General features: G+C 63.5%; 22 protein-coding genes. 7 read left to right on the forward strand and 15 right to left on the reverse strand.

The genetic code is table 11. The annotated features are described in order from the left end of the window. Nucleotide 1: 1 nt before the first annotated feature. The 3 genes from JQ567_RS26900 to JQ567_RS26910 form a co-directional block, all read right to left on the reverse strand. On the reverse strand, nt 2-982 hold the full coding sequence (locus tag JQ567_RS26900; protein WP_212441607.1) for an alpha-ketoacid dehydrogenase subunit beta: 981 nt from the start codon (nt 980-982) through the stop codon (nt 2-4). After that, a complete protein-coding gene (gene pdhA / locus JQ567_RS26905; RefSeq protein WP_212441644.1) occupies nt 975-2060 on the reverse strand; it encodes a pyruvate dehydrogenase (acetyl-transferring) E1 component subunit alpha in 1086 nt (361 codons plus the stop codon). The genes JQ567_RS26900 and pdhA overlap by 8 nt, the downstream gene beginning before the upstream one ends. A 464-nt stretch (nt 2061-2524) precedes the next feature. Next, entirely contained in the window at nt 2525-3394 is an 870-nt protein-coding gene (locus JQ567_RS26910) for a cell envelope integrity EipB family protein (protein WP_212441608.1), read from the reverse strand. 250 nt (nt 3395-3644) lie between these two features. Here JQ567_RS26910 and JQ567_RS26915 point away from each other — a divergent pair, with 250 nt between their 5' ends. The 4 genes from JQ567_RS26915 (at nt 3645) to JQ567_RS26930 (ending at nt 6720) form a co-directional block, all read left to right on the forward strand. Beyond that, nucleotides 3645-4112: a RidA family protein gene (locus tag JQ567_RS26915; protein WP_212441609.1), complete on the forward strand. Its 468-nt coding sequence runs from the start codon at nt 3645-3647 to the stop codon at nt 4110-4112. A gap of 14 nt (nt 4113-4126) precedes the next feature. Beyond that, entirely contained in the window at nt 4127-4873 is a 747-nt protein-coding gene (locus tag JQ567_RS26920; protein ID WP_212441610.1) for a glycerophosphodiester phosphodiesterase, read from the forward strand. Nucleotides 4874-4999: 126 nt separating this feature from the next. Then, on the forward strand, nt 5000-6247 hold the full coding sequence (locus JQ567_RS26925; protein ID WP_212441611.1) for a GNAT family N-acetyltransferase: 1248 nt from the start codon (nt 5000-5002) through the stop codon (nt 6245-6247). A 47-nt stretch (nt 6248-6294) separates the two neighbouring features. After that, nucleotides 6295-6720 (forward strand): HIT domain-containing protein, encoded by a 426-nt coding sequence (locus JQ567_RS26930; protein WP_212441612.1) that lies wholly within the window; start codon nt 6295-6297, stop codon nt 6718-6720. 106 nt (nt 6721-6826) lie between these two features. Here the strand turns inward: JQ567_RS26930 and tsaA are convergent, their stop codons facing one another. From tsaA to JQ567_RS26965, 7 genes are all read right to left on the reverse strand, one after another. Continuing rightward, on the reverse strand, nt 6827-7318 hold the full coding sequence (gene tsaA / locus JQ567_RS26935) for a tRNA (N6-threonylcarbamoyladenosine(37)-N6)-methyltransferase TrmO (protein WP_212441613.1): 492 nt from the start codon (nt 7316-7318) through the stop codon (nt 6827-6829). A gap of 3 nt (nt 7319-7321) precedes the next feature. Continuing rightward, nucleotides 7322-8293 carry a tripartite tricarboxylate transporter substrate binding protein gene (locus JQ567_RS26940; RefSeq protein ID WP_212441614.1) on the reverse strand — a complete coding sequence of 324 codons (972 nt, stop codon included), beginning with the start codon at nt 8291-8293 and terminating at the stop codon, nt 7322-7324. 58 nt (nt 8294-8351) lie between these two features. Beyond that, on the reverse strand, nt 8352-8708 hold the full coding sequence (locus JQ567_RS26945) for an AzlD domain-containing protein (protein ID WP_212441615.1): 357 nt from the start codon (nt 8706-8708) through the stop codon (nt 8352-8354). Next, a complete protein-coding gene (locus tag JQ567_RS26950) occupies nt 8705-9442 on the reverse strand; it encodes an AzlC family ABC transporter permease (protein WP_212441616.1) in 738 nt (245 codons plus the stop codon). Before JQ567_RS26950 ends, JQ567_RS26945 begins: the two co-directional genes overlap by 4 nt. Nucleotides 9443-9708: 266 nt before the next feature. Beyond that, nucleotides 9709-10140, reverse strand: coding sequence for a nuclear transport factor 2 family protein (locus JQ567_RS26955; protein WP_212441617.1), 432 nt, complete (start codon nt 10138-10140; stop codon nt 9709-9711). Nucleotides 10141-10244: 104 nt separating this feature from the next. After that, the gene (locus JQ567_RS26960; RefSeq protein ID WP_212441618.1) at nt 10245-11246 is read right to left on the reverse strand and encodes a phosphotransferase; all 1002 of its coding nucleotides are present in this window, start codon (nt 11244-11246) and stop codon (nt 10245-10247) included. Between the two features lie 32 nt (nt 11247-11278). After that, nucleotides 11279-12226 carry a lytic transglycosylase domain-containing protein gene (locus JQ567_RS26965; protein WP_249165744.1) on the reverse strand — a complete coding sequence of 316 codons (948 nt, stop codon included), beginning with the start codon at nt 12224-12226 and terminating at the stop codon, nt 11279-11281. Nucleotides 12227-12478: 252 nt separating this feature from the next. Here JQ567_RS26965 and JQ567_RS26970 point away from each other — a divergent pair, with 252 nt between their 5' ends. Beyond that, on the forward strand, nt 12479-12835 hold the full coding sequence (locus JQ567_RS26970; RefSeq protein ID WP_212441620.1) for a PilZ domain-containing protein: 357 nt from the start codon (nt 12479-12481) through the stop codon (nt 12833-12835). A gap of 93 nt (nt 12836-12928) precedes the next feature. Here JQ567_RS26970 and clpA read toward each other — a convergent pair whose 3' ends face one another. Both clpA and clpS read right to left on the reverse strand, forming a co-directional pair. Further along, nucleotides 12929-15337, reverse strand: a complete 2409-nt coding sequence (gene clpA, locus JQ567_RS26975; protein ID WP_212441621.1) for an ATP-dependent Clp protease ATP-binding subunit ClpA — start codon at nt 15335-15337, stop codon at nt 12929-12931. A 271-nt stretch (nt 15338-15608) separates the two neighbouring features. Beyond that, the gene (gene clpS / locus JQ567_RS26980) at nt 15609-15941 is read right to left on the reverse strand and encodes an ATP-dependent Clp protease adapter ClpS (RefSeq protein ID WP_192733729.1); all 333 of its coding nucleotides are present in this window, start codon (nt 15939-15941) and stop codon (nt 15609-15611) included. Nucleotides 15942-16438: 497 nt separating this feature from the next. Between clpS and JQ567_RS26985 the strand changes: the two genes are divergently transcribed. Continuing rightward, nucleotides 16439-17788 (forward strand): pilus assembly protein, encoded by a 1350-nt coding sequence (locus JQ567_RS26985; protein ID WP_212441622.1) that lies wholly within the window; start codon nt 16439-16441, stop codon nt 17786-17788. Nucleotides 17789-17877: 89 nt separating this feature from the next. On the opposite strand, the gene JQ567_RS26990 is transcribed toward JQ567_RS26985, so the two are convergent. After that, on the reverse strand, nt 17878-18216 hold the full coding sequence (locus JQ567_RS26990) for a phasin family protein (RefSeq protein ID WP_212212413.1): 339 nt from the start codon (nt 18214-18216) through the stop codon (nt 17878-17880). 401 nt (nt 18217-18617) lie between these two features. On the opposite strand from JQ567_RS26990, the gene JQ567_RS26995 reads away from it, so the two are divergent. Next, nucleotides 18618-20465 (forward strand): D-alanyl-D-alanine carboxypeptidase, encoded by a 1848-nt coding sequence (locus tag JQ567_RS26995; RefSeq protein ID WP_212441623.1) that lies wholly within the window; start codon nt 18618-18620, stop codon nt 20463-20465. 252 nt (nt 20466-20717) lie between these two features. On the opposite strand, the gene JQ567_RS27000 is transcribed toward JQ567_RS26995, so the two are convergent. Beyond that, the gene (locus JQ567_RS27000) at nt 20718-21446 is read right to left on the reverse strand and encodes a DnaJ domain-containing protein (RefSeq protein ID WP_212266224.1); all 729 of its coding nucleotides are present in this window, start codon (nt 21444-21446) and stop codon (nt 20718-20720) included. Between the two features lie 67 nt (nt 21447-21513). Beyond that, nucleotides 21514-22278 carry a VWA domain-containing protein gene (locus JQ567_RS27005; protein ID WP_212034909.1) on the reverse strand — a complete coding sequence of 255 codons (765 nt, stop codon included), beginning with the start codon at nt 22276-22278 and terminating at the stop codon, nt 21514-21516. Nucleotides 22279-22314: the final 36 nt, after the last annotated feature.

Below are 22314 nucleotides of genomic sequence, written 5' to 3' on the forward strand. Positions count from 1 at the left end.
GTCAACTGAACTGGCACGCCTGGCGCGCGGCCGTCGCGATACGATCAACCGACGGCATGAATTTCTGCTCAAGCCGCGCCATCGGAATGACCGTGTCGTAGCCGGTGACGCGGGCCACGGGCGCGAGCAGAGAAGTCAGGCCGCGTTCGGCGATCAGCGCGGCGATCTCGGCTCCGAATCCGCCGGTCCGCGTCGCCTCGTGCACGATGACGCAACGCCCGGTCTTTGCGACCGAACCGAGCACCGTGACTTCATCGTAGGGCTTGAGCGTGGCGAGATCGATGACCTCGGCGGCGATGCCCTCCACAGCCAGCGCGTCGGCAGCCGCCATGGTTTCCTTCAGCATCGCGCCCCAGCTGATCAGCGTGACGTCGCGGCCTTCCCGCAGGACAAAGGCGACATCCAGCGGCAAGGCTTCACCGTTGTCTTCCACCTCGCCTTTCGCCGCGCGGTAGATGCGGGTCGGCTCCAGGAACACCACCGGATCGGGATCGCGGATCGCGGCGAGGAGCAGTCCATATGCGCGTTCCGGCGACGAAGGAATGACAACGCGCAAGCCGGGGATATGGGCGAGCATCGCCTCGGTGCTTTCGGAATGATGCTCGGGCGCGCGAATGCCGGCGCCATGCGGCGTGCGTAGAACCATTGGACAGGTGAGCCGTCCCTGGGTGCGGTTGCGGATCCGGGAGGCGTGGTTCACCAGTTGATCGATGCAGGGATACAGAAATCCCATAAACTGGATCTCGCCGACGGGCTTCAACCCCTGCGCCGCCATTCCGACGCAGAGCCCGCTGATCAGAAGCTCGGCAAGCGGCGTATCAAGGACGCGCTCCGGGCCGAACCGCTTTTGCAACCCGACGGTCGCGCGGAAAACGCCGCCATTGAGGCCGACATCTTCGCCAAGCACGACCACATCAGGATCATCCTCCATCGCGCGGGCGAGCGCCAGATTGATGGCTTCGACCAGCGTCATCTCAGACATCGCCCTCTCCCGCGAGTTCGTGGCGCTGCGCGGCATAGACCCCGGGTAGATCGGCATAGAGATGATCGAACATGGTTTCGGGCCCGCGTGGCAGGGTTGCCAGATAGCGTTCGACCGCGGCCTCGACCTGCTCGTGGCACTCAACGGCGAGCTGCTCCTCGTCCGCTTTGCTCCACATTTTCTGGCCGGCAAGAAAGGCTCTCAATCGCGCAATCGGCTCTTCTTTCCAGCGCGCCTGGACTTCTTCCTCCGGACGGTAGCGTGATGCGTCGTCAGAGGTCGTGTGATCGCCGAGCCGATAGGTGAGCGCCTCGATGAAGCGTGGCCCTAGGCCGTCGCGGGCTGCGGCAACGGCCTCTTCAGCCGCCGCGCGCACCGCCACCACGTCGCTCCCATCCACCTGCTCGCCAATGAACCCGGCAGCGATAGCCTTCTGCGCCAGGGTTTCGGAACCGGTCTGCAGCCGTAACGGTACGGATATGGCCCATTGATTGTTGGTGGCGACGAACACGACCGGCAATTTGTGCACGCCGGCAAAATTCATCGCTTCGTAGACGTCACCCTTCGAGGTGGCGCCATCGCCGAACATGCATACGGCGACACGCGGCTCCTTGCGCAGCTTGAAGGCATAGGCAACACCCGCGGCATGCGGCGCCTGCGATCCCACGGGAACGCAAAACGGGAAATCCTCGACCGGTCCGGAGAAGTGATTGCCCCGCTCGTCGCCGCCCCAAAACAGCAGAATCTCCTCCAGCTTGACACCGCGCCAGATCAGCGCGCCATTGTCCCGATAGGAGGGCAGCAGCACGTCTTCCCCCCGCATCGCACCGGCTATGCCAACGGACACAGCCTCCTGGCCGAGCGAAACGGCATAGGTCCCTAGCCGGCCGGTGCGCTGCAGTGCAACGGCCTTTCGATCAAAGATGCGAAGCAGCACCATCGCACGATAGAGCGAGACGAGCAGGTTTGCATCGGAGGCGAACGCAGGGAGCGGCCTGTTTATCGAGCCGTCTGGCGCGATATAGTTGCGGTGGCGCACCTCAAAGCGCGCGACCACCGGGAGCCCTCCGTCTGCCATTTTTTTACTGGCCACGTCCTCGCTCCTGGAGCGGTTCTGCCTCCCACAATTCGTAATTGGTGCTGGGCCGGAACAATACAAGATGGGTGCGCCTCATCGCACACGACCGTTGTTGCACCGCGGGCTCGCGGGGATCGGCCTTTACCACCGTGGAAACGGCACCGCGTCGGTGGTATATCGAGCCATGACAAATGGTCAGGTTGTCCTCGTAACAACTGAACCGTTGGGAGGCGGTTCACCTGTTCGCTCGGTCTACTATGTGGCTGAACAGGATCCGGCAAAGGCCGAGGCAATTATCGCCGGAATGATGGCCCCGAACGAAAGGGTCGAAGCCTGGGGAGCGCTTCCGGAGCCAGCTGTCAAAGCGCTCGGATTGAAGCCCGGCGACTTCACGCGCGGATGACATCGAGCGTCCCAAGCGCGTGGGCGAAGTCTCCGGGGTTCGTACCGGCTGGACGGTCCCGTCACTTACACGGCTTGGAATCCCTGACGTCAAACTTCCCCATCGCGCCTGAAATGACAAAGTCATTGTAATCCAGCATCAGCGCGCGCGAGACGCCGTTCTCGAACAGCTCGAACGACATCGCATAGACCGGCGTCTGCTCGCCGTCCTTGGCCTTGGCGTCGCGGTCGTAATAGCTCACCGTGACCGGCCATCGCGTCAGCGACTTCATCTGGTCATTCGCGGTGGAGGGATCGGGCGACGCGATGGTCTTGGTGCCGGGAATCGGCTGCCCGATCACCGACAGCGTGTTGTAGACCTTCTCGCCATTATCAGAGCCGTCATAGACCATCAGTTCCAGCACCGACTTGCCTTCGCGGGCAGCCGCAATGATGAGCTGGATCTGCTCGGTCGGGAACACGATCTTGCCTTCGAGGTTGAACGTCTTCGCCACCGGCTGTTTCAACTTGACCGTGATGTGATCACCGGTCCGCTCGGCGACGCCGTCGACCGGGGCGGAATCCGTATCGTTCATCCGCGTGTCGATCTTGAAGCGGTAGCTCTTGCCTGCCGCATCCTCCCAGGAGGTCGAGCGCAAATCGCTGAGCGTCAGCTTGCCCTCGCCGCTGTCGAGCTCTGACACCTGCCTGAATTCGGACGTGTAGCCCTCGCAGGCGCTGCCGGAGAAATTGTAGAGGATGCGCCCGCGCGCGCCGCTGATGGCGTTGGAGCCGCGCGACTTGACCAGGTTGAGTTCGTAGAGCGCCTGATGGGCAAGGAATGGCCCGCTTGCGGCTGACAGCGCTGGCCCGGCCTGGAAAACCGATCCTGTTGCAACGGCTGCGATTGTCAGCACCCAAGCACGAGGCGGAATCCGGAACGGTCGAGCCATGTGTTCTCCTTGTGAAGCGGAAGATTCGATACATTACTGTCGGCTCTATTGCGTCGCAACTAGGGCGGTGTCACGAAATCGTAGGAATTTGACGCCGGAATGCCACGTTTTCCGGCCTGTTTCTCGCAAATTACCGCCGCTTGCGGGTGTCCTCCTCCAATCCGCCCTCGCTTGCAACCTCGGACGTGATGCGCGAAACAATGCGGACCTGAAAAGGTTCAGGTGTGGTCAATTCAAACGGGGACGAAACATGGCGGGTACGGTCGAACAGAAGCTGGCGGCACAAGGTATCACCTTGCCTGAGCCCCGCGCCGCCATGGCGAACTATGTCGGCTTCGTCCGCACCGGAAACCTGCTGTTCGTCTCCGGCCAGGTTTGCGCCAATGCCGAAGGCAAGCTGATCGCCAAGGGCAAGCTCGGCGCCGGCGTCACCACCGAACAGGGCTATGCCGCCGCACAGGGTTGCGCGATTAATCTGCTGGCGCAGATCAAGGCCGCGCTCGGGGATCTCGACAAGGTGGTGCGCGTGGTCCGGCTCGGCGGCTTCGTCAACTCGGCGCCGGATTATTTCGACGGGCCGAAGGTGCTCAACGGCGCGTCCGACCTGATGGTCACGGCCTTCGGCGACAAGGGCCGCCATGCCCGCACCACCGTCGGCGTCTCTTCCCTTCCCTCCGATGCAGCGGTCGAAGTCGACGGTGTGTTCGAGGTATCCTGAAAAGGAAGCGCGCGATGCGTGCGCCTGACTGGCTGACCGCGCGGCCGGTGGCCCACCGCGGTCTGCATGATGCCGCGCGCGGCATCCTCGAGAACATGCCGGGCGCGGTGCAAGCGGCGATCGCGGGAAATTTTTCGATCGAAGTCGATATCCAGCTCAGCGCGGATGGCGAGGCGATGGTGCATCACGACAATGCGCTCGGTCGCCTCACCGAGGGTTCGGGCGCGTTGCTCGGCAAGACCGCCGCCGAACTGAAGGCGGTCAAATTCAAGAACACGCCGGAGCGGATGATGTCGCTCGGCGACCTCTGCGCGCTGGTCGACGGCCGTGTGCCGCTGGTGATCGAGGTCAAGAGCCATTTTGACGGCGACCGCAGACTGGTGGGGCGGATGGCCGAGGTGCTCGCCACCTATTCCGGACCCGCGGTCGGCATGTCGTTCGACCCGGAACAGGTGCTGGCGCTGCGCGGGCTGATCCCCTCGCTTCCCCGCGGCATCGTCGCCGAGCGCGAATATACCGAGGACGAATGGCCGGAAGCCTCACCGGCACAGCGCCGGGGCATGACCCATCTTCGGCACGCCTTCCGCACCCGGCCGCATTTCGTCGCCTATTGGGTCAACGAACTGCCGGCGGCCGCGCCCTGGATCGCCCGCAACATTTTCGGCCTGCCGCTACTGACCTGGACCGTGCGCACGCCGGACCAGCGCGCCAGCGCCGCCCGCTATGCCGACCAGATGATCTTTGAGGGCTTTGTTCCCTAAGACTCCCCGCCGGGAACCTGATCCGCGCCGCACGGCCTTGAAGTCGCGCGTGCAATGCACGATCTTTCCGGATGTTGGTCACCATCGCGATGGCTGATCGCAGTGTGGGACCGGTCCGAATTCTCGATGGCGTCATCCGAAATCACCCTCGAAGCCGTCCCCTCCGCCAGCGATATCCCGGCTGCGGAATGGGATGCCTGCGCCAATCCGAAGGCCGATCCGAACAGCCTCGAAAACCTCGACACGCTGGCTTCACCCGGCGCGTCAGGTGATTCGTGCCTCGATTCAAGAGTTGGCTATAACCCGTTCGTTTCACATGCCTTTTTTGCCGCTGCCGAGGCCTCCGGCTCGGCCTGCGCCCGCACGGGCTGGGGTCCACGGCATCTCCTCGCCCGGCTCGATGGCGGCATCGCCGGCATCGTGCCCTGCTATCTGAAATCGCATTCGCAGGGCGAATACGTCTTCGACCGCGGCTGGGCGGATGCCTATGAGCGCGCCGGCGGCCGCTATTATCCAAAACTGCAGGCCTCGGTGCCGTTTACGCCGGCCACCGGGCCGCGGCTCTTGATCCGCGGCGACGTCGACCACGAGCGCATCGGCACGGCGCTGGCCAGCGGGCTAATGGCGCTGTGCAACGCCACCAACGCCTCTTCCGTGCACGTGACGTTTGCCCGCGAGGCGGAAGCGAAGTTTCTCGGCGCCCAGGGATTCCTGCAGCGCACCGACCAGCAGTTCCACTGGCACAATGACGGCTACAAGACCTTTGACGACTTCCTGGGATCGCTGAACTCCCGCCACCGCAAGGCGATCAAGCGCGAGCGCCGCGAGGCCGTGTCCGCCGGCATCACCATCCACCGCCTGACCGGCAGTGACATCACCGAGGAAGCCTGGGACGCCTTCTTTGCGTTCTACATGGAGACCGGTTCGCGCAAATGGGGCCGGCCCTACCTCACGCGAAAATTCTTCTCGCTGATCGGCGAGAGCATGAGCCGGGACGTGATGCTGGTGATGGCGCGGCGGGGCGGCCGCTGGATCGCCGGCGCCATCAATTTCATCGGCTCCGACACCCTGTTCGGCCGCAATTGGGGCGCGGTCGAACATCATCCGTTCCTGCATTTCGAGGTCTGCTATTATCAGGCCATCGAGTTTGCGATCGAGCGCGGCCTGAAAACGGTGGAAGCCGGCGCGCAGGGCGAGCACAAGCTGGCGCGCGGATATCTGCCGCAGACGACCTATTCGGCGCATTACATCGCCGATCCCGACCTGCGCCGGGCGATCGCCGACTACCTGAAGCGCGAACGCGCTTACGTTGCCGAGGTCGGGCGGGAACTCACCGAGGCGGGGCCGTTCCGCAAGGGCGCCGACGAGGCTTGACCGCAAAGATACCGACGTGAGATTGGGACGAAACCGAGGGAGCCGCCATGTCCGCCTACGACCCCAACAACATCTTCGCAAAGATCCTGCGCGGCGAGTTCCCCTGCCACAAGGTCTATGAGGACGAGCATGTGTTCGCCTTCCTCGACATCATGCCGCGCTCACCCGGCCATACGCTGGTGATCCCCAAGGCCGCTGCCCGCAACGTCCTCGACGTCACGCCCGACGACTACGCCCATGTCGCCCGCGGCGCCCACAAGATCGCGGCCGCCGCGATGAAGGCGTTCAAGGCCGACGGCATCACCATCCAGCAATTCAACGAACCCGCGGGCGGACAGGTCGTCTTCCACCTCCACATGCACGTGCTGCCACGCCACGAGGGCGTCGCCATGCTGCCGCCCGCGAGCCGCAAGGAAGACGTCAAGGTGCTGGAAGACAACGCGACCAAGCTGATCGCGGCGTTGAAGGGGTAGCGCGCGGCTCCGCTTCGTCATTGCGAGCGAAGCGAAGCAATCCATCCTTCGGCATGCGAGGTGACAATGGATTGCTTCGCTGCGCTCGCAATGACGGAGAAACCAGCTACTCCGTCTCGAAATCGCCCGGCTGCGGCGGCGCCAGCGGCGTGAACTCGCAGCGATCTGGCTTGAGGTCGATCAGCGGCGTCTCGTCGAGGCAATCGAGGCCGCGCACCAGCACGACGTTGCCCTCGACGCCGACCAGCTTGACGATCGAGGTGCCGATCGGATTGGGCCGCACCGGCGTGCGGAGCGAGAATGCGCCGCGCGTGTTGCCGTTGTTCTTCGGGCTTTGCAGCACGAGGTCACGTCGCGACTGGTGCAGCCAGTAGATCACTTCGAGATTGGAATAAAAGTCGACGCCCTTGATCGCGGGCACCCAGGGCTCGAAAATCTCCAGCCGGCAGACCGGGCCGTCGTGACGCCCCTGCCGCGGGGTTTCCAGCCGCGATTTCCAGGGCGTGCGGATGCGCCCGATGAAGACAAGGCCGGCGTCGCGCGCCGGCGGCATATCGACGGCGAGCTCGCCTTCGCGGATTTCACTTTCCCGAACCATATTCTAATCCAGTGAGATGTTGAGGGCCTTGATCACGCCCGCCCAGCGCGCGCTGTCGGTTGAGATGAACTGGTCGATCTCGACCTGGCTGCGCGGACGCAGCGGCGGAAAGCCGACCTTCTCCAGCGAGGCGCGGAACGCATCGTCGGCCAGCGCCTTGTCGAGGCTGGCGGTGATTTTTCGCGCGATCTGATCAGGCAGTTTTGACGATGCTGAAACGCCGTACCAGACGCTGACGCCGTAGTCGGGATAGCCGCTTTCCGCCATGGTCGGCACGTCGGGCAAATCTGCGATGCGTTGCGCGGAGCTGACCGCGAGCGCCCGCAGCAACCCGCCCTTCACCGGCGGCAGCGCGGTGCCGAGGGTGTCGAACATCAACTGGATATTGCCCGATATCAGATCGGTCAGCGCAGGGCCCGCGCCCTTGTAGGCGACATGAACCATGTCGACGCCGGCCATCTGCTTGAACATCTCGCCGGCGAGATGAATGGTGCCGCCGGTGCCGGCCGATCCGAAATTGAGCTTGCCGGGATTCTGCTTGGCGTAAGCCACGAACTCCGCGACCGTCTTGGCCGGCACGGAAGGATGAACCTCCATGACCACGGGCAGATCGGTGATCAGCGCCAGCATCCGGAAATCCCGCTGCGGATCATAGGGCAGCTTCTTGTACAGCATCGGATTGAGCACGAAGATCGATGCGGCCGTGAAGAACAGCGTGTAGCCGTCGGGCTCGGCCCGCGCCGCGGCCTCGGCGCCGATCGCGCCCTGCGCGCCGGCCTTGTTCTCGATCACCACCGGCTGCTTCAGGTCGCGGCTGAGATATTCGCCGACCATGCGGCCGAGCACGTCGGTCGGGCCGCCCGCCGCATATGGCACGATCAGCTTGATCGCACGGGTCGGATATTCGGCTGCCTGCCCTTGCGGCGCAGCCAGAACGAGGCCGCAAGCGAGGGCCGTCAATGCGCGCCAATTCATGTCGTTTCCCTGCATTTTTTGCGTTGCCGGACACTATCCGATTATGCGGCGGCTGCAATCAACCGAGCCACCATTTTCCCGCCACCATCGCGACCTCGCCCGAAACGACGCCGGCGAAGATCGAGCGCCGCGTCAGCATGAACACCGCAAAGCCCGCGGCGACGGCGCCGTAGCGCAGCCAGTCCGGCACGCTCGCCAGCGCGCCCGGCGGCTGCACCAGGATCTGCGCGATGACGCCGGCGAGGATCGCGGTCGCCACCGCCCTCACCCAGATCAGCGCTTCCGAGCCCTCGTCGACGCCGCCGCCGAGCCAGAGCCCGAGCATGCGCCAGACCTCGTTGGGCAGGAAACCCGCGATGACAAGCACCAGCAGCGCCTGCGGGTCACCCCAAAAGTTTGCGAGCCAATCGCTCATGCGCGCGCCCGCCACCAGTGCGCGCCGTAAGCGATGGTGCCCGCGCTGATGCCGCTAATGAGGATGTCGACGCCGGTGTTCAGCGTTGCGACGAGCGGATACAGCGCGAGCCCGAGCACCAGCGCCAGCACGTCAGAAATCTGCCGGCAGTTGCGCGCGGTGGAAAGCAGGAACGCCAGCGGCGTCAGCATCAGGATCGCGGCCGCAAACAGCTGCGGCAGGTTGGCAGCCAGGCCGTAACCGACCGTGGTCGCGACCAGACAGACGAAGAGAAGTCCGCAGCCGAGCCCATGCGTGAATGCGATGCGCCGCTCGCGTGGCACCAGCGGCAACAGCCGGTGGCACTCGACCCACAGCGTGACGGCAATGAAATGCGCCGCGAGCACCAGATGACGACGCTTGGTGCCGGGTGTCCGCATGGTCGGCAGCACCGACACCACCATCGGAAACAGCCTGATGGCGCTGACGGCAACCGCGATCGCGGCCTGCACCACCGTTGCCCCGGAGCCAAGCGTCGTAATCAGGATGATCTGCGCCGGGCCCGCCCAGACCAGAACCGTGCTGCCGAGCACCCACCCCAGGCTGAAATGGCTGTCATGCGCCAGCGCACCGATGCCAAGATAGGTCGCAAACAGCACCAGCGTCAAAACCGTCGTCGCAACCGAGCGCATCCCCAATGCGAAGGCGCGCAACGGGCTTTGCCATGTCACAGAGTCGAGCGGAGGGAGCGCCACGTATAGCCGGCCGGGGGTGAATCCTGTCGGGCATAACGGCGGTGAAACAAGGCGGCGTCAAGCGAGACCCGCCTCAGGGCTGGCATGCATGGGCTGAGCGCAGACAGCGCTCCACCGTCATTGCGAGCCACCGGGTCGCGCGAATGCGCGCCCGATGACAGGCTCCGCGAAGCAATCCATCTCGCAGCGAAAAGATGGATTGCTTCGTCGCTGCGCTCCTCGCAATGACGAAAGTGGGAGGGCTACCCGTTTCACGGCCCCGGCTTCTACGACGCCGCCATCTGCCTCACGGCGTCATCGTAATTGCCCAGCACGCGCTCCTCCAGATCGGTATCGCAATATTCGACCACCTCGGCGATCTTGTCGCCGCGAAACTTGAACACGAAGCAGTACTCATTGTTGTAGCGCTGGCCGCGCTTGGTCTGGACGTCGCCGCGCACTTCGGCCACCACGTAATCGCCTTCTGCGACCAGATTGATGGCGTGCGCCCGATACTCGGTCGCGAACAGCGCAAACAGCGGTTTCAGCAGCTTGGTGCGAACCTCTTCCTGACCAGAGAAGCGTTTCGACCAGCTGCTGTGGCCCGGAAAGCGCCAGACATAGTCGGGGTGCACGGACGCGCCGAACACGCTGCGATCGCCGGTCTCCAGCGCCTGATAGATGCGCCGGATGGTGTCCTTGTTCTCGATGGTTCCCATTTGAAGTCTCCGTTGGAGGTGCAACTGACATGCCCGAGACGCGGTCTATTCGTCTAATCGATCGATTGTATAATCGTCATTCGCCCAGTGAATTTCGGCCGCGGCTACACCGCGGCCTCGAGCTTCGGCGCAGCAACACCGGACAGGAATGACGCCAGATACATCTTGCCGGCGATGTGCTTGGTCTCTGCTGCACCACGCTTGAGCCGTCCTTCGTCGATCGCGAGCCGGAACTGCTCTGGAGTTGGCGCGGAAAGATCGGCGTCATCCTTCACCCATGACGTCGCAGCAGAGGCGCTTAGCATGACGCCTGCATAGAAAAGGTGGGTGAGCGCGCGGACCGGCGCCAACCGGGCACGAAGCACCTCGTCGGGCGCGCGGCCGAACCAGGCCTTGAGCATCACATCCTCCAACTCCCGGGAATGTGCGAATTGATCGAGCACGATCGCCGCATCGACGAGGGGATCGTTGCGACAGGCTGATTCCCAATCGATCAGCCAGAGCCGTTCGCCGTCGAACAGGATGTTGTTCGGGGTGGGATCGTTGTGGCTGGAGACCAGCCTGGACGCGCCTGCGTCGTAGGCTTCCCGGAGCAGTTCGAGACGCTCCACATGCGCATCAAGCACGCCGGCGGCAAACAGACCGGTCCGGCGCACATGCGCAAACAGGCGCGCGACGATGTCGCCATAGTTGACGTAATAAGGGAAGACCGGAGTGGCCTGCACCCGCGAGAACAGCTCTCCCAGCGCCAGCGCCAGTGCGGGCGGCCCGCCCGGATAGGTTTTCAGCGGCTTGTGCTCAATGAAGTCGATCACCACGATGCGGGCCGCCTCGTCGAGATAACGGATGGCAGGGGCAATCCCCGCCTCCGTCGCGATGCGCATCGAGACATATTGGTGCGGATTGCGCAGCGGGCTTGGCTCGCCCTCGATCCGCAACAAATAGCGCCGTTGGCCTACTTCGACACGATAGACCGATGCCGTCGTCGCCCCACCTGTCATCGCCGTGATCGCGCCGACCGCAGTGGAGCCAAAAGCGGCAGCGAGCGCTGAGCGCGCGGTCTCGCGATGGGCTATCGAGAACACGTCGAAACCGTCTTTGCTCATGAATGTTCCTTGCTGCGCGCCAAGGCGGTCGGTCACCCCGGCACGCCCCTGTTTCGCAGCACAAAGCACGCCCCGCCGGCTCGGCGGATGCGGTTGCAGAGATCATCGGCCGCAGGCCGCGTGTCCGCGCCGATCCGCACCTGGTAGAACAGGCTGCTGCCGCGGGTGCGTAGCCGCGCGCTGAGGAGGCTCGGGTCCTGGTCGCCGATCACGGCACTCAGTCGCTTCATCGCGCGCGCATACATGGCCAGCGCCTTGTCGCGGTTGAAGCCGGCAGCGAGCTGCACACCCCACAATTTCGCGGCAGAGAGCGTGATGCGCTGTTCGAGGCCCGTCACGAAGGGATTGGGGGCGCGCTTGAGCAAGGCCATCAGTTCGCGGCAACTGGAGGCTGGTGCGGCTTCCGGCATCTTGCCGTTCCGTCCTGCGGTTGCCCACTCCTCGACCGTTGAGCCGGTGATGGCGACGACATAGTTGCGGGTTTCCTGCGGCATGTATCCCGTGCCGGCGAGCCATTCCTGCACCCGCCTCGGGCCAGCATTATACGCCGCCGCCGCGAGGCCGAGATTGCCGAACTGGTCGCGCAACTCGCTGAGGAATTCGGCGGATTTCGGCAATGCCTGCACGGGATCGAAGGGATCGAGCAGCCGCCGCTCGTTCGCGGTTCCCGGCATGAACTGCGCAATGCCCTGCGCGCGCTGGCCGCTCCTGGTCACCGGTCCCACCGCATCGGATTGAAAGCGGCTCTCCTGCCAGATCACGCGCGCGAAGAATTCCAGCGGCAGGTTTGCCGCCCTCGCCGCCGATTCGACCATCAGACAAAGCGCCTCGCGCGTATCGCTCTCGCGCGCGGTCTCCTTGGGCTTCTCTGCAGCTGGCGCGTCCGGCTGTTTCGCAGGTTCCTCGACGCCCGGCCGCGCGGGATCGGTCGGCGCGGATGGCGCGTCCTGGGCGATAGCCTGCGCAAGCAACGCCAGCATCGCCAGCAGGCTCAACCCGGCGCGGAGACCCTGACCTGTTCGCATTGCCGTCTGATTTCCACCGAAGGTACTTAATAGCGGCCCGGCGCTGTCGGTTCCAGAGCGCGGCGTAACCATGTTTGGGCCTCCGAAGGCCCTGAATCGCCGCCGTCGCGGCCGATGTTGGTTTACGTTAACGCCGCTTTTTGCCGGCCAAAGGCTTTCGCGGCCGATAAAGCGGCGTAAAAGTCTTCCTTTGATTGGGAGATATCGATGCAGGACCGACGCGAAAACGCGCGCGACAAGGTGATTTACGGCGGCATCGCGGAAATCGGCGAGAACGGCGCGAGCCGCGAGTGCATCGTTCGCAACATCTCCGACAAGGGCGCCAGCGTCGAATTCAGCAATACTGCCGACCTTCCCAGGGAACAGATCTCGCTTCGCATCGCACGGAAAGGCCGCTCCTTCCTCGCCAAGGTGGTGTGGTGGCGCGATAATTTCGTCGGCCTCGCCTTCAGTGGCGAAACTCCTGCCGCGCCCGTCTCCGATCTGGAGGAGCGGCTGCGCAAGAGCGAAATCAAGAAGCGGCAGCTTCAGCGCCGCATCAACGAGCTGCTCGGCGAACGCTGACCCGTCCTGTAGATACAGCCCAGCAAGAAGCCGGCGGTCACCCGCCGGCTTCTTCAATTCATAACGATCAGAGCCGCTCAGACTTAGAGCAGCTCAGACCTTGACCAGCGGCCCCCGCGAGGCCGGCCCATTGGAGCCGCCCCCGCCTCCCGATTTCGGCTTCCGCGGCGTGGCGCGCTTGCGCGCGCCGGGCAGCTTCTCCGGCTTCGGCGTCACCGGTCCTTCGACGAACTCGAAGCCGATCTTGTCCTTGCCTTCCGCCTCGTCCTTGACCAGCACGACGCGGACATGGCCGCCACCCTTCAGCCGGCCGAACAGCACTTCATCGGCCAACGGCTTCTTGATGTGCTCCTGGATGACCCGCGCCATCGGACGCGCGCCCATCTGTTCGTCGTAACCATGTTCAATCAGCCAGGCCTTGGCGGGCTCCGACAATTCGATGGTGACGTCGCGATCGGCCAGCTGCGCCTCGAGCTGGAGCACGAACTTCTCGACCACCATGCCGATGACATCGGCATTGAGATGGGCGAACGAGACGATGGCATCGAGGCGGTTGCGGAATTCCGGCGCGAACTGCCGGTTGATCGCTTCGTGGTCGTCGCCTTCCCGCTTGCTGCGCGTGAAGCCGAAGGCCTGGCGCGCGAGGTCGGCCGCACCCGCATTGGTGGTCATGATCAGGATCACGTTGCGGAAATTGACCTGCTTGCCGTTGTGATCGGTGAGCCGGCCATGATCCATGATCTGCAGCAGCACGTTGTAGAGATCCGGATGCGCCTTCTCGATTTCGTCAAGCAGCACCACGCAATGCGGATGCTGGTCCACGCCGTCGGTGAGCAGGCCGCCCTGGTCGAAGCCGACATAGCCCGGAGGGGCGCCGATCAGGCGCGACACCGTGTGCCGCTCCATATATTCGGACATGTCGAAGCGGATGAGCTCGACGCCGAGCGACGCCGCGAGCTGTTTTGCCACTTCGGTCTTGCCGACGCCGGTCGGACCGGAGAACAGGTAGGAGCCGATCGGCTTCTCCGGCTCGCGCAGGCCGGCACGCGCCAGCTTGATCGACGCCGACAGCGCGTCGATCGCCTTGTCCTGGCCGAACACCACGCGCTTCAGGGTCTGCTCGAGATGCTTGAGCACCTCGGCATCGTCCTTCGATACGCTCTTGGGCGGAATCCGCGCCATGGTCGCGATCGTGGTCTCGATCTCCTTGATGCCGATGGTCTTCTTGCGCTTGTTCTCGGCCACCAGCATCTGCGCCGCGCCCGACTCGTCGATCACGTCGATCGCCTTGTCCGGCAGCTTGCGGTCGTGGATGTAGCGCGACGACAATTGCACCGCGGCCTCGATCGCCTCGTTGGTGTATTTCAGCCGGTGGTAGTCCTCGAAATAGGGCTTCAGGCCCTTGAGGATCGCGATGGCGTCTTCCACCGTCGGCTCGTTGACGTCGATCTTCTGGAACCGGCGCACCAGCGCGCGATCCTTTTCGAAATGCTGGCGGTATTCCTTGTAGGTGGTCGAGCCCATGCAGCGGATCGTGCCCGATGCCAGCGCCGGCTTGAGCAGATTGGACGCATCCATCGCGCCGCCGGAGGTGGCGCCGGCGCCGATCACGGTGTGGATCTCGTCGATGAACAGGATCGCGTTCGGATGCGCCTCCAGTTCCTTCAAAACCTGTTTGAGCCTCTCCTCAAAATCGCCGCGATAGCGCGTGCCCGCGAGCAGCGTACCCATGTCGAGCGAGAACACGGTCGCCGCGGCGAGCACTTCGGGCACTTCCGAGTCGACGATGCGCTTGGCAAGGCCTTCGGCGATCGCGGTCTTGCCGACGCCGGCTTCGCCGACGAACAGCGGATTGTTCTTCTGCCGGCGGCACAGCACCTGGATCGCCCGGTTGATTTCGGAATTGCGTCCGATGACCGGATCGATCTTGCCGTCGCGCGCCTTCTTGTTGAGGTTGACGCAGTAGGTATCGAGCGCCTCGCCCTTTTTCTTGGCGTCCTCGTTGCCCTTGGTCTCGGTCTCCTCGTCGACGCCGCGAACCGGACGCGCTTCGGAAACGCCGGGACGCTTGGCAATGCCATGGCTGATGTAATTGACCGCGTCATACCGCGTCATGTCCTGCTCCTGCAGGAAATAGGCGGCGTGGCTTTCGCGCTCCGCGAAGATCGCGATCAGTACGTTGGCGCCGGTCACTTCTTCGCGACCGGACGACTGGACGTGAATCACCGCGCGCTGGATCACGCGCTGGAAACCGGCGGTCGGCTTGGCGTCGTCGGCTCCGTCCGTCACCAGATTTTCGAATTCGGTCTCGAGATAATTGACGAGGCTGGTGCGCAGCTTGTCGAGATCGACGCTGCAGGCACGCATGACCGCGGCAGCATCCGAGTCATCGATCAGCGACAACAGCAGGTGTTCGAGCGTCGCGTATTGATGATGCCGCTCGTTTGCAATCGCCAGCGCACGATGCAGGGATTGTTCAAGGCTTTGGGAAAAAGTTGGCATTCGCGTCCTCTGTGGCCCCCGGTCATCATGATCGCCATTACCCGGTCAGGCAACAACAACCTTCGTCGTCCCGTGTCATATAGTTACGCACGATCGTGGCGAAAGACAGGTTCCGTGAACAGTGGTTTTTCTCTAAACTTTCGCACCACCGCGATACGAGAACCAACCCGAAAAACTACTGGGTTGCCGCCTGCTTCCTCCAGGGCGGAACAATGCAAGACCCGTTCCTTTTAGCCGGTCGCCTTTTAGCCGGTCGAGGCTGGTGCAGCGGCTATTTCTTTTCCATCACGCATTGCAAGGGATGCTGATGCTTGCGTGCAAAATCCATCACCTGCGTCACTTTGGTCTCGGCGATTTCGTAGGTGAACACGCCGCACTCACCGATACCGTGGTGATGGACATGAAGCATGATCTTGGTGGCGGCTTCCGCGTCCTTCTGGAAGAACTTCTCCAGCACATGAACCACGAACTCCATCGGCGTGTAATCGTCGTTCAGGATCAGGACACGATAGAGATTCGGACGCTTGGTCTTCGGCTTGACCTTGGTGATGACCGAGGTCGACGGACCGTTCGTCCCCGCATTGCGGTTTTCGTCATTGCTCATCCGGGGAGCAGAGACGGCTGTCGCGGCCGGTGCGGACGAATAGGCTTTGGAGTTCAACTGCAACATGGCTCAGGCGTTCGACATTCCCATGGGAAACCGGACAGCGCATCGTCGCACGCTCGCGAAGGCCCCAAGACGACCACCACAAGGTACCCAGCAACGCTTTCCAGATCGCCGCTCCCGGTCCGATCCAGCGGCGGATCGGCTATTGGAATATGGGTCCAGTTGCAGACCACCGCAAGCGCATCAACGCTGCCCTGCCGCGCCCGCAACCGGCCCCGAATCCCGGTCCGGCAATCCAGGCAAGGTTAATCGTTTCTGTCGGATTTGACAAAGGAAGGCCCCTGCCCGTTTAGCGGTCCTTGAGCATAGGCGGCAGTTCTGGCCGCCGGTTTCCCGATACATGGGCTTTGACCCGTTTTTGCGGGAACCAGTTTACCACCTGTTTAGCCGCCCAGGCCGAAATACCGCTAGAAACCACTATTTCGGTGAGAGCCATGCTCAATACTGCCATTTTCAGTCGGGTGCGTACGGCCGCCGGGCGTTTTGCCAAGGCCGATCAGGGCAACATCGCGGTTCTGTTTGCCATCGCCGCCGTCCCGATCCTCAGCTTCGTCGGCGCCGCGATCGACTATACCCGTGCCAACAGCGCCCGGTCGTCGATGCAGGCTGCCATGGATTCCACCGCCCTGATGGTGGCGAAAGACCTGTCGGACGGAACCATCAAGGCCTCGGACATCAACACCAAGGCACAAGCCTATTTCAAGGCACTCTACACCAATACCGACGCCAGAGGCGTTTCAGTCACCGCGGAATATACCGCCAACACCGGCAAGGGCTCGACCATCAAGATCATTGGCTCCGGCAACGTGCCGACGGAGTTCATGAAGGTCGCCGGCTTCCCGCAAATCGGCTTCGACACCAGTTCAACCTCGCTCTGGGGCAACGTGCGCATGCGGGTGGCGCTTGCGCTCGACGTCACCGGATCGATGAACAGTGACGGCAAAATGACGGCGATGAAGCCGGCCGCAAAGGCCCTGATCGACCAGATCGGCGCCCTCGCCAAGAACACGGGCGACGTCTACATCTCGGTCGTTCCCTTCGCCAAGGACGTCAACGTCGGTGCCAGCAACTACGAACAGTCGTGGATCAACTGGTCGGAGTGGGAAGGCGACAATGGAAAGTGCAGCCAGAAGGACTACAAGGACAAAACCTCCTGCGAGACTGCCGGCAAGACCTGGACGGTCGCCGATCACACCAAGTGGAACGGCTGCGTGACCGACCGTGACCAGGACTACGACACCAAGAACACGACGCCGACTTCCGATCCCGCAACCAAGTTTTACGCCGAGCAATACAATGCCTGCCCCGCACAGTTGCTGCCTCTGACGACCGACTTCGCCTCCGCCAAATCCAAGATCGACTCGCTGACCCCGAACGGCGGCACCAACCAGCCGATCGGCATCGCCTGGGGATGGCAGTCCCTGACCCAGGGCGCGCCGCTCAACGCTCCGGCGGAGGATCCCAATTACGAATACAAGAAGGTGCTGATCGTGATGTCCGACGGTCTGAACACGCAGGATCGCTGGCCGTCATACGGCAACGGCCAATACCAATACAACGGCGCCATCGACGCCCGCCAGCGCATCCAGTGCGACAACATCAAGGCCAACGGCGTCATCATCTACACGATGCACGTCAACACCAACGGCGATCCGACCTCCTCCGTCCTGCAGTACTGCGCCAGCGGCTCGGACAAGTTCTCCACCGTGACGTCCTCGAGCCAGATCGCGACGGCGTTTAGCGCGATCGGCACGTCGCTCTCCAGGCTGCGCGTCGCGAAATAACCGCCGCCGCAACCGGCGCGAACAAAGCAAACGAAAAAAGCCCGGCCGTAACGGCCGGGCTTTTTGTTTTGGAAGGTTTGGCGCAGTGATTAGTGCGTGGCGGGAGCGAACTTCGCGACCAGGCCTTCGTAGGGCTTGAAGGTCTGCTTGGCCAGATCGGTATAGAGGCCGGCAATCTTCTGCGACTCGGCGACAAAGGTCTCGTAGGACGAGCGGGCGAATTCGGTCTGGGCTTCGATCGCCTTGTCCACCGACTTCACGCCGGACAGCTTTTCAACAAACGACTTGGTGTCTTCGAACGACTTCTTGGCGTAGTCGCCATAGGCGGTCGCAATCGCCTGAACACCGCTCTGCAGGTTGCTCGCGGACGCGGCGACCGTTTCGAGATGCTCTTTTCCGTAGCTCTGAATGTCTTCAACCTTGACCATCTTGGAGTCCTTTCCCAGACTGAATGTAATTAATCGCCGGGAGGTCCCGGCTCCCTGACCACCCCTCCCTTATAGTGCACCGCACAATGGCTGTCAAGGAATCTTGTGCGTCGCACAAATATCGACGATTAGCGCCAAACACCGGAGTGTTACGCAACGGTTACTTAACCTTTTGGAAACTCGCGCCGCCTAACCTGATTCCCGGACGTGTTCGCCTTCCGACAGACAGATTGAAAGCTGTTTGTGAACAACACCTTAGCTAGAACAGCGACCTGATCGGCCTGCCGGGCCCCAATTGCAACCTGGCTAAGCGCTTCGAACAGGGAAGCGTCACCGGGCCGATGGGCACAATTTCGCCTCACGAACCGGTGATCAAGACAGAAATTGGGACGGGGAAGTAAATGCTTCGTACAACCTTAGCTTCCTCGCGCACGTTGCGAGTTTGCGTTCTCGGGCTGGTCACTCTCACCACTGCAGTCATCTACACCAGCGACAGCGCAGAAGCCCGCCGCTACCGCCAACGCCACCATGCCCGGCACCACGCCGCCGTGTCGAGCTATAGCCCGCAATTCGCTTCCATCATCGTCGACGGCAATTCCGGCGCCACGCTCTCCTCCAACAATCCCGACGCCCTCCGTCGTCCGGCCTCGCTGACCAAGATCATGACGCTCTACCTGCTCTTTGAGCAGCTCGATCGCGGCAAGCTGAAGCTGGATTCCGAACTGGAAGTGTCCTCGTATGCTTCCCAACAGGCGCCGACCAAACTCGGCCTGAAGCCCGGCCAGACCATCAAGGTCGAAGACGCCATCAAGGGACTGGTGACGCGCTCCGCCAACGACGCCTCCGTCGTGATCGCGGAAGCCATTGCCGGCGATGAAGATGAATTCGCCAAGCTGATGACGCGCAAGGCGCGCGCGCTCGGCATGACCAAGACGGTCTATCGCAACGCCAACGGCCTGCCGAACGACGAACAGCTCACGACCGCGCGCGATCAGGCAACGCTGGGCCGCGCGATCCAGGAACGCTTTCCGCGCTACTATCGCTACTTCGCGACCAGCGTATTCAACTATCGCGGCCAGGCGATCCGCAACCACAATCGCCTGCTCGGCAATGTCGAAGGCGTCGATGGCATCAAGACCGGCTACACCCGCGCGTCGGGCTTCAATCTTGTCAGCTCGATGCGGCGCGGCAACCGCCATCTGATCGGCGTGGTGCTTGGCGGCCGCAGCGGCGGATCGCGCGACGCCACCATGCGCACTTTGCTCGCGGAAAACCTCGACAAGGGTGCGACCATCCGCACCGCCGCCGCCATCACCGAACGCAATTCCGCTGAGGCCAGTGTCGAGGTGGCCGAAGTCGCCAGCACGCCGCGCCCGACCGAGGCGGTCCAGGCCAACAACGCCGTCGCGGCCTCCGAGCCCAGCATGGCCGCAATGCAGGCGACGCGCAGCGTTGCCCCGGCCAAGCCCTCGCTGATGGCCGCAGCCGCAGCCGCCCTGCCGGCGCCGCAACCGAAACCCGAACAGTCCAAGTTCGCGGCGCAGGCCAAACCCGAACCGGCCCCGCTGACCAGCGGTGTGATTCAGACCCAGGCGATATCGGCGATCCCCGGCTCGGCCGAACCGATGAAGCCGGTCAAGGTCAAGACGGTTCAGGTCAAAGCCGGCGCGATGAAGCTGGCTTCCGCCAGCCCGTCCCAGCCTGTTGCCCCGCCGATCACCAGCGCGATTGCGCCCTCCCGCCCGGAAGTGGCGGAGACCTCCAGCGCCGTCGTGGCGCGGGCTGAGCCGAGACCTGAATCCATCAAGGCTGAGGTGGCCAGGCCCGAAGTGGCCCGTGCCGAACTGCCGCCGCAGCCCGCCAATCACGGTACCGGGCATGGCGTCCTCGGCGTGCTGCCCGCCTCCAGCGTGCCGTCTGCCCCCGCACAGGCACTCGCCTATGTCCAGCCACAGACCGTCCAGCAGAACGGCGCCATCAGGCCCGCGGCCACCGTTACCCACACCGGCTGGATCATCCAGGTCGGCGCGCTGGAAAGCGAAAGCGAAGCCCGCGCCCGCCTCGATCAGGCGCGCAATCAGGCCCGTGGCCTGCTCGGCAAGGCCGATTCCTTCACCGAGCCGGTCGTTGCCAAGGATAATCGCAAGCTGTTCCGCGCCCGCTTCGCCGGCCTCGAGCGCGATCAGGCCGAGGCGGTCTGCAAGACGCTGAAGCGCGCCGACATCTCCTGCATCACCGTTCGTAACTGACCCATTTCTCTCTGGTTCGCAAAGCCGGCGCCGCAAGCGCCGGCTTTGTTGTTTCCAGAGCACAGTTGCAGACGCCGTTCGGTCGTTGGCGGCAAATCGAACCTGCGCAAACTTCTCGTCAAGAATTTACGGTTAAGTTTTCCGGAATGAAGGATCGACCACGCCGGAAAACGGCGGGCGACACGGGGCATCAACCAGAGAATAGGGCAGCGGCAGCTCTCGGTTTGTAGCGTTTGGTAGCGTTTGCCGGAGTTAGCTGAGATGCGCGCGAAGCAGAGTATCCTTGGCCTCGTTTACACGGGCGGCGAGGTACGTCGAGCCCCCCTGGTCGGGATGCAGTTTCTTCATCAGGGCGCGGTGCGCCCGGCTGATGTCGTCACGCCCCGCCCCCGGCTGCAGGCCAAGGATCTGATAGGCCTCCTCGTCCGTCATTTTGCCGCTCGGCGGCGCGCGGCGCTGCCCCCCTGCCGCGTCGCCCTGCGCGTTCTGACGCCAGGCGGGAAACCGGCGGTCCAGATAGCTTTCAAGTAACGCGACGCTCTCGGCGTCGAAGCCGGACATGATCGTCGTCAGCTGCGCCAGGTCGAACTCGTCGAGCGATCGGCCGGCATAGGGCCCGTCGACGATCTGGCCCGACAGGGCGCCGCTGTCGTGATCGAGGCTCATGTCGAGAAACTGCGATCGCACCCGCGAGGTCTGTCCGGGCGAGCGCTGCGTGCCACCGCCGAAGATCCCGCCGATATTGCTGAAGCCCGACGGGCCGAACGGCGACCAGCCGAGCAGTCCCGCTCCGAAGATGCCGAGCGGGATCGCCACCGCCAGTTCGCCCCTGAGCCCGGTGAAGGCCGCGACCGCCAGCGCGATGATGCCGCCGCCGATCTTGAGCAGCCGCGCAAGCACGACCGGATTGGCTGCACGAAACATCTGCAGCAGCAAATAAAGCAGGACAACGGCGACGACACCGGCGATCAGGGTTGGCATGGGCCCAATATAGTCGCCCCGGCGGCAAAAAGCATGGCGATCCGCACCTGACGCACCAAGCTGGCGATCATTTCATCTGGCCGATCAGCTTGGCCGCGCCGCTTCCGGTCTTCGACAGCCGCAGCAGTGCTTCGCGTCCGCCGGCGGCATAGGCCGCGGCAGCTCGCAACAGCTCGCGCAACTGGGCCGCGGCGCCGGGATCGAACCTGCACCACGCCCCGCCGGTGAGGCGCGCGATCTCACGGAACGCGTGCTCGGCCGCAACGTCGTGGCCTTCCTGGAACATGAACACGGGCACCTTGAGCAGGCCGAGTTCACCGGCCTTGGCGCAGAGGTCGTCGACCGACTCTTCCATGGCGTCGCCGACGAACACCACGGCGCGCACGGCGGAAGCGACCGCCTCGCGGCGGGCTTCCGAGAGCACCTTGCCGATCTGGGTATTGCCGCCCTGGCAATCGATCTTGGTCATCAATTTAGCGAGTTGCGCCGAGTCGGAGATCCATCCCGTTGCGCGGCATTCATTGAGGCCGCGGTAGTAGACCAGGCGAATGTCGAGGCTACCGAGCGACGCCGCTTCGCGAAACATATCGGCCTGCAGCGCGCAGGCCATGTCCCAGGTCGGTTGCCGGCTCATGGTGGCGTCGAGCGCGAACACCAGCCTGCCCTTCGCGCCGGTCCGGTGCGGCGACATGGCGCGAGCCTTGGCAACAAAGGCGGCGATGTCTTCGGCCGCCGAGGGCCGGGCTTCCGGCAACGGAGAGCTGCGCGATTGAGGTTTTTGCGCCGAGAAGACGTCGGCGGGAGATTTCGGTTTGGTGGGTTCGCCGGCCATGAGCGCTCGCAATTGCAGCAGGCTCTATGTGGGGCT

Origin of the sequence: Bradyrhizobium sp. AUGA SZCCT0431 (genome assembly GCF_018131065.1) — a bacterium.
Classification (GTDB): domain Bacteria; phylum Pseudomonadota; class Alphaproteobacteria; order Rhizobiales; family Xanthobacteraceae; genus Bradyrhizobium.

Coding starts and splice junctions, on each gene's coding strand:
- JQ567_RS26900 (WP_212441607.1), bottom strand. CDS start 982: ATGTCTGAGATGACGCTGGTCGAAGCCATCAATCTGGCGCTCGCCCGC.
- pdhA (WP_212441644.1), bottom strand. CDS start 2,060: ATGGCAGACGGAGGGCTCCCGGTGGTCGCGCGCTTTGAGGTGCGCCAC.
- JQ567_RS26910 (WP_212441608.1), bottom strand. CDS start 3,394: ATGGCTCGACCGTTCCGGATTCCGCCTCGTGCTTGGGTGCTGACAATC.
- JQ567_RS26915 (WP_212441609.1), top strand. CDS start 3,645: ATGGCGGGTACGGTCGAACAGAAGCTGGCGGCACAAGGTATCACCTTG.
- JQ567_RS26920 (WP_212441610.1), top strand. CDS start 4,127: ATGCGTGCGCCTGACTGGCTGACCGCGCGGCCGGTGGCCCACCGCGGT.
- JQ567_RS26925 (WP_212441611.1), top strand. CDS start 5,000: ATGGCGTCATCCGAAATCACCCTCGAAGCCGTCCCCTCCGCCAGCGAT.
- JQ567_RS26930 (WP_212441612.1), top strand. CDS start 6,295: ATGTCCGCCTACGACCCCAACAACATCTTCGCAAAGATCCTGCGCGGC.
- tsaA (WP_212441613.1), bottom strand. CDS start 7,318: ATGGTTCGGGAAAGTGAAATCCGCGAAGGCGAGCTCGCCGTCGATATG.
- JQ567_RS26940 (WP_212441614.1), bottom strand. CDS start 8,293: ATGAATTGGCGCGCATTGACGGCCCTCGCTTGCGGCCTCGTTCTGGCT.
- JQ567_RS26945 (WP_212441615.1), bottom strand. CDS start 8,708: ATGAGCGATTGGCTCGCAAACTTTTGGGGTGACCCGCAGGCGCTGCTG.
- JQ567_RS26955 (WP_212441617.1), bottom strand. CDS start 10,140: ATGGGAACCATCGAGAACAAGGACACCATCCGGCGCATCTATCAGGCG.
- JQ567_RS26960 (WP_212441618.1), bottom strand. CDS start 11,246: ATGAGCAAAGACGGTTTCGACGTGTTCTCGATAGCCCATCGCGAGACC.
- JQ567_RS26965 (WP_249165744.1), bottom strand. CDS start 12,226: ATGCTGGCGTTGCTTGCGCAGGCTATCGCCCAGGACGCGCCATCCGCG.
- JQ567_RS26970 (WP_212441620.1), top strand. CDS start 12,479: ATGCAGGACCGACGCGAAAACGCGCGCGACAAGGTGATTTACGGCGGC.
- clpA (WP_212441621.1), bottom strand. CDS start 15,337: ATGCCAACTTTTTCCCAAAGCCTTGAACAATCCCTGCATCGTGCGCTG.
- clpS (WP_192733729.1), bottom strand. CDS start 15,941: ATGAGCAATGACGAAAACCGCAATGCGGGGACGAACGGTCCGTCGACC.
- JQ567_RS26985 (WP_212441622.1), top strand. CDS start 16,439: ATGCTCAATACTGCCATTTTCAGTCGGGTGCGTACGGCCGCCGGGCGT.
- JQ567_RS26990 (WP_212212413.1), bottom strand. CDS start 18,216: ATGGTCAAGGTTGAAGACATTCAGAGCTACGGAAAAGAGCATCTCGAA.
- JQ567_RS26995 (WP_212441623.1), top strand. CDS start 18,618: ATGCTTCGTACAACCTTAGCTTCCTCGCGCACGTTGCGAGTTTGCGTT.
- JQ567_RS27000 (WP_212266224.1), bottom strand. CDS start 21,446: ATGCCAACCCTGATCGCCGGTGTCGTCGCCGTTGTCCTGCTTTATTTG.
- JQ567_RS27005 (WP_212034909.1), bottom strand. CDS start 22,278: ATGGCCGGCGAACCCACCAAACCGAAATCTCCCGCCGACGTCTTCTCG.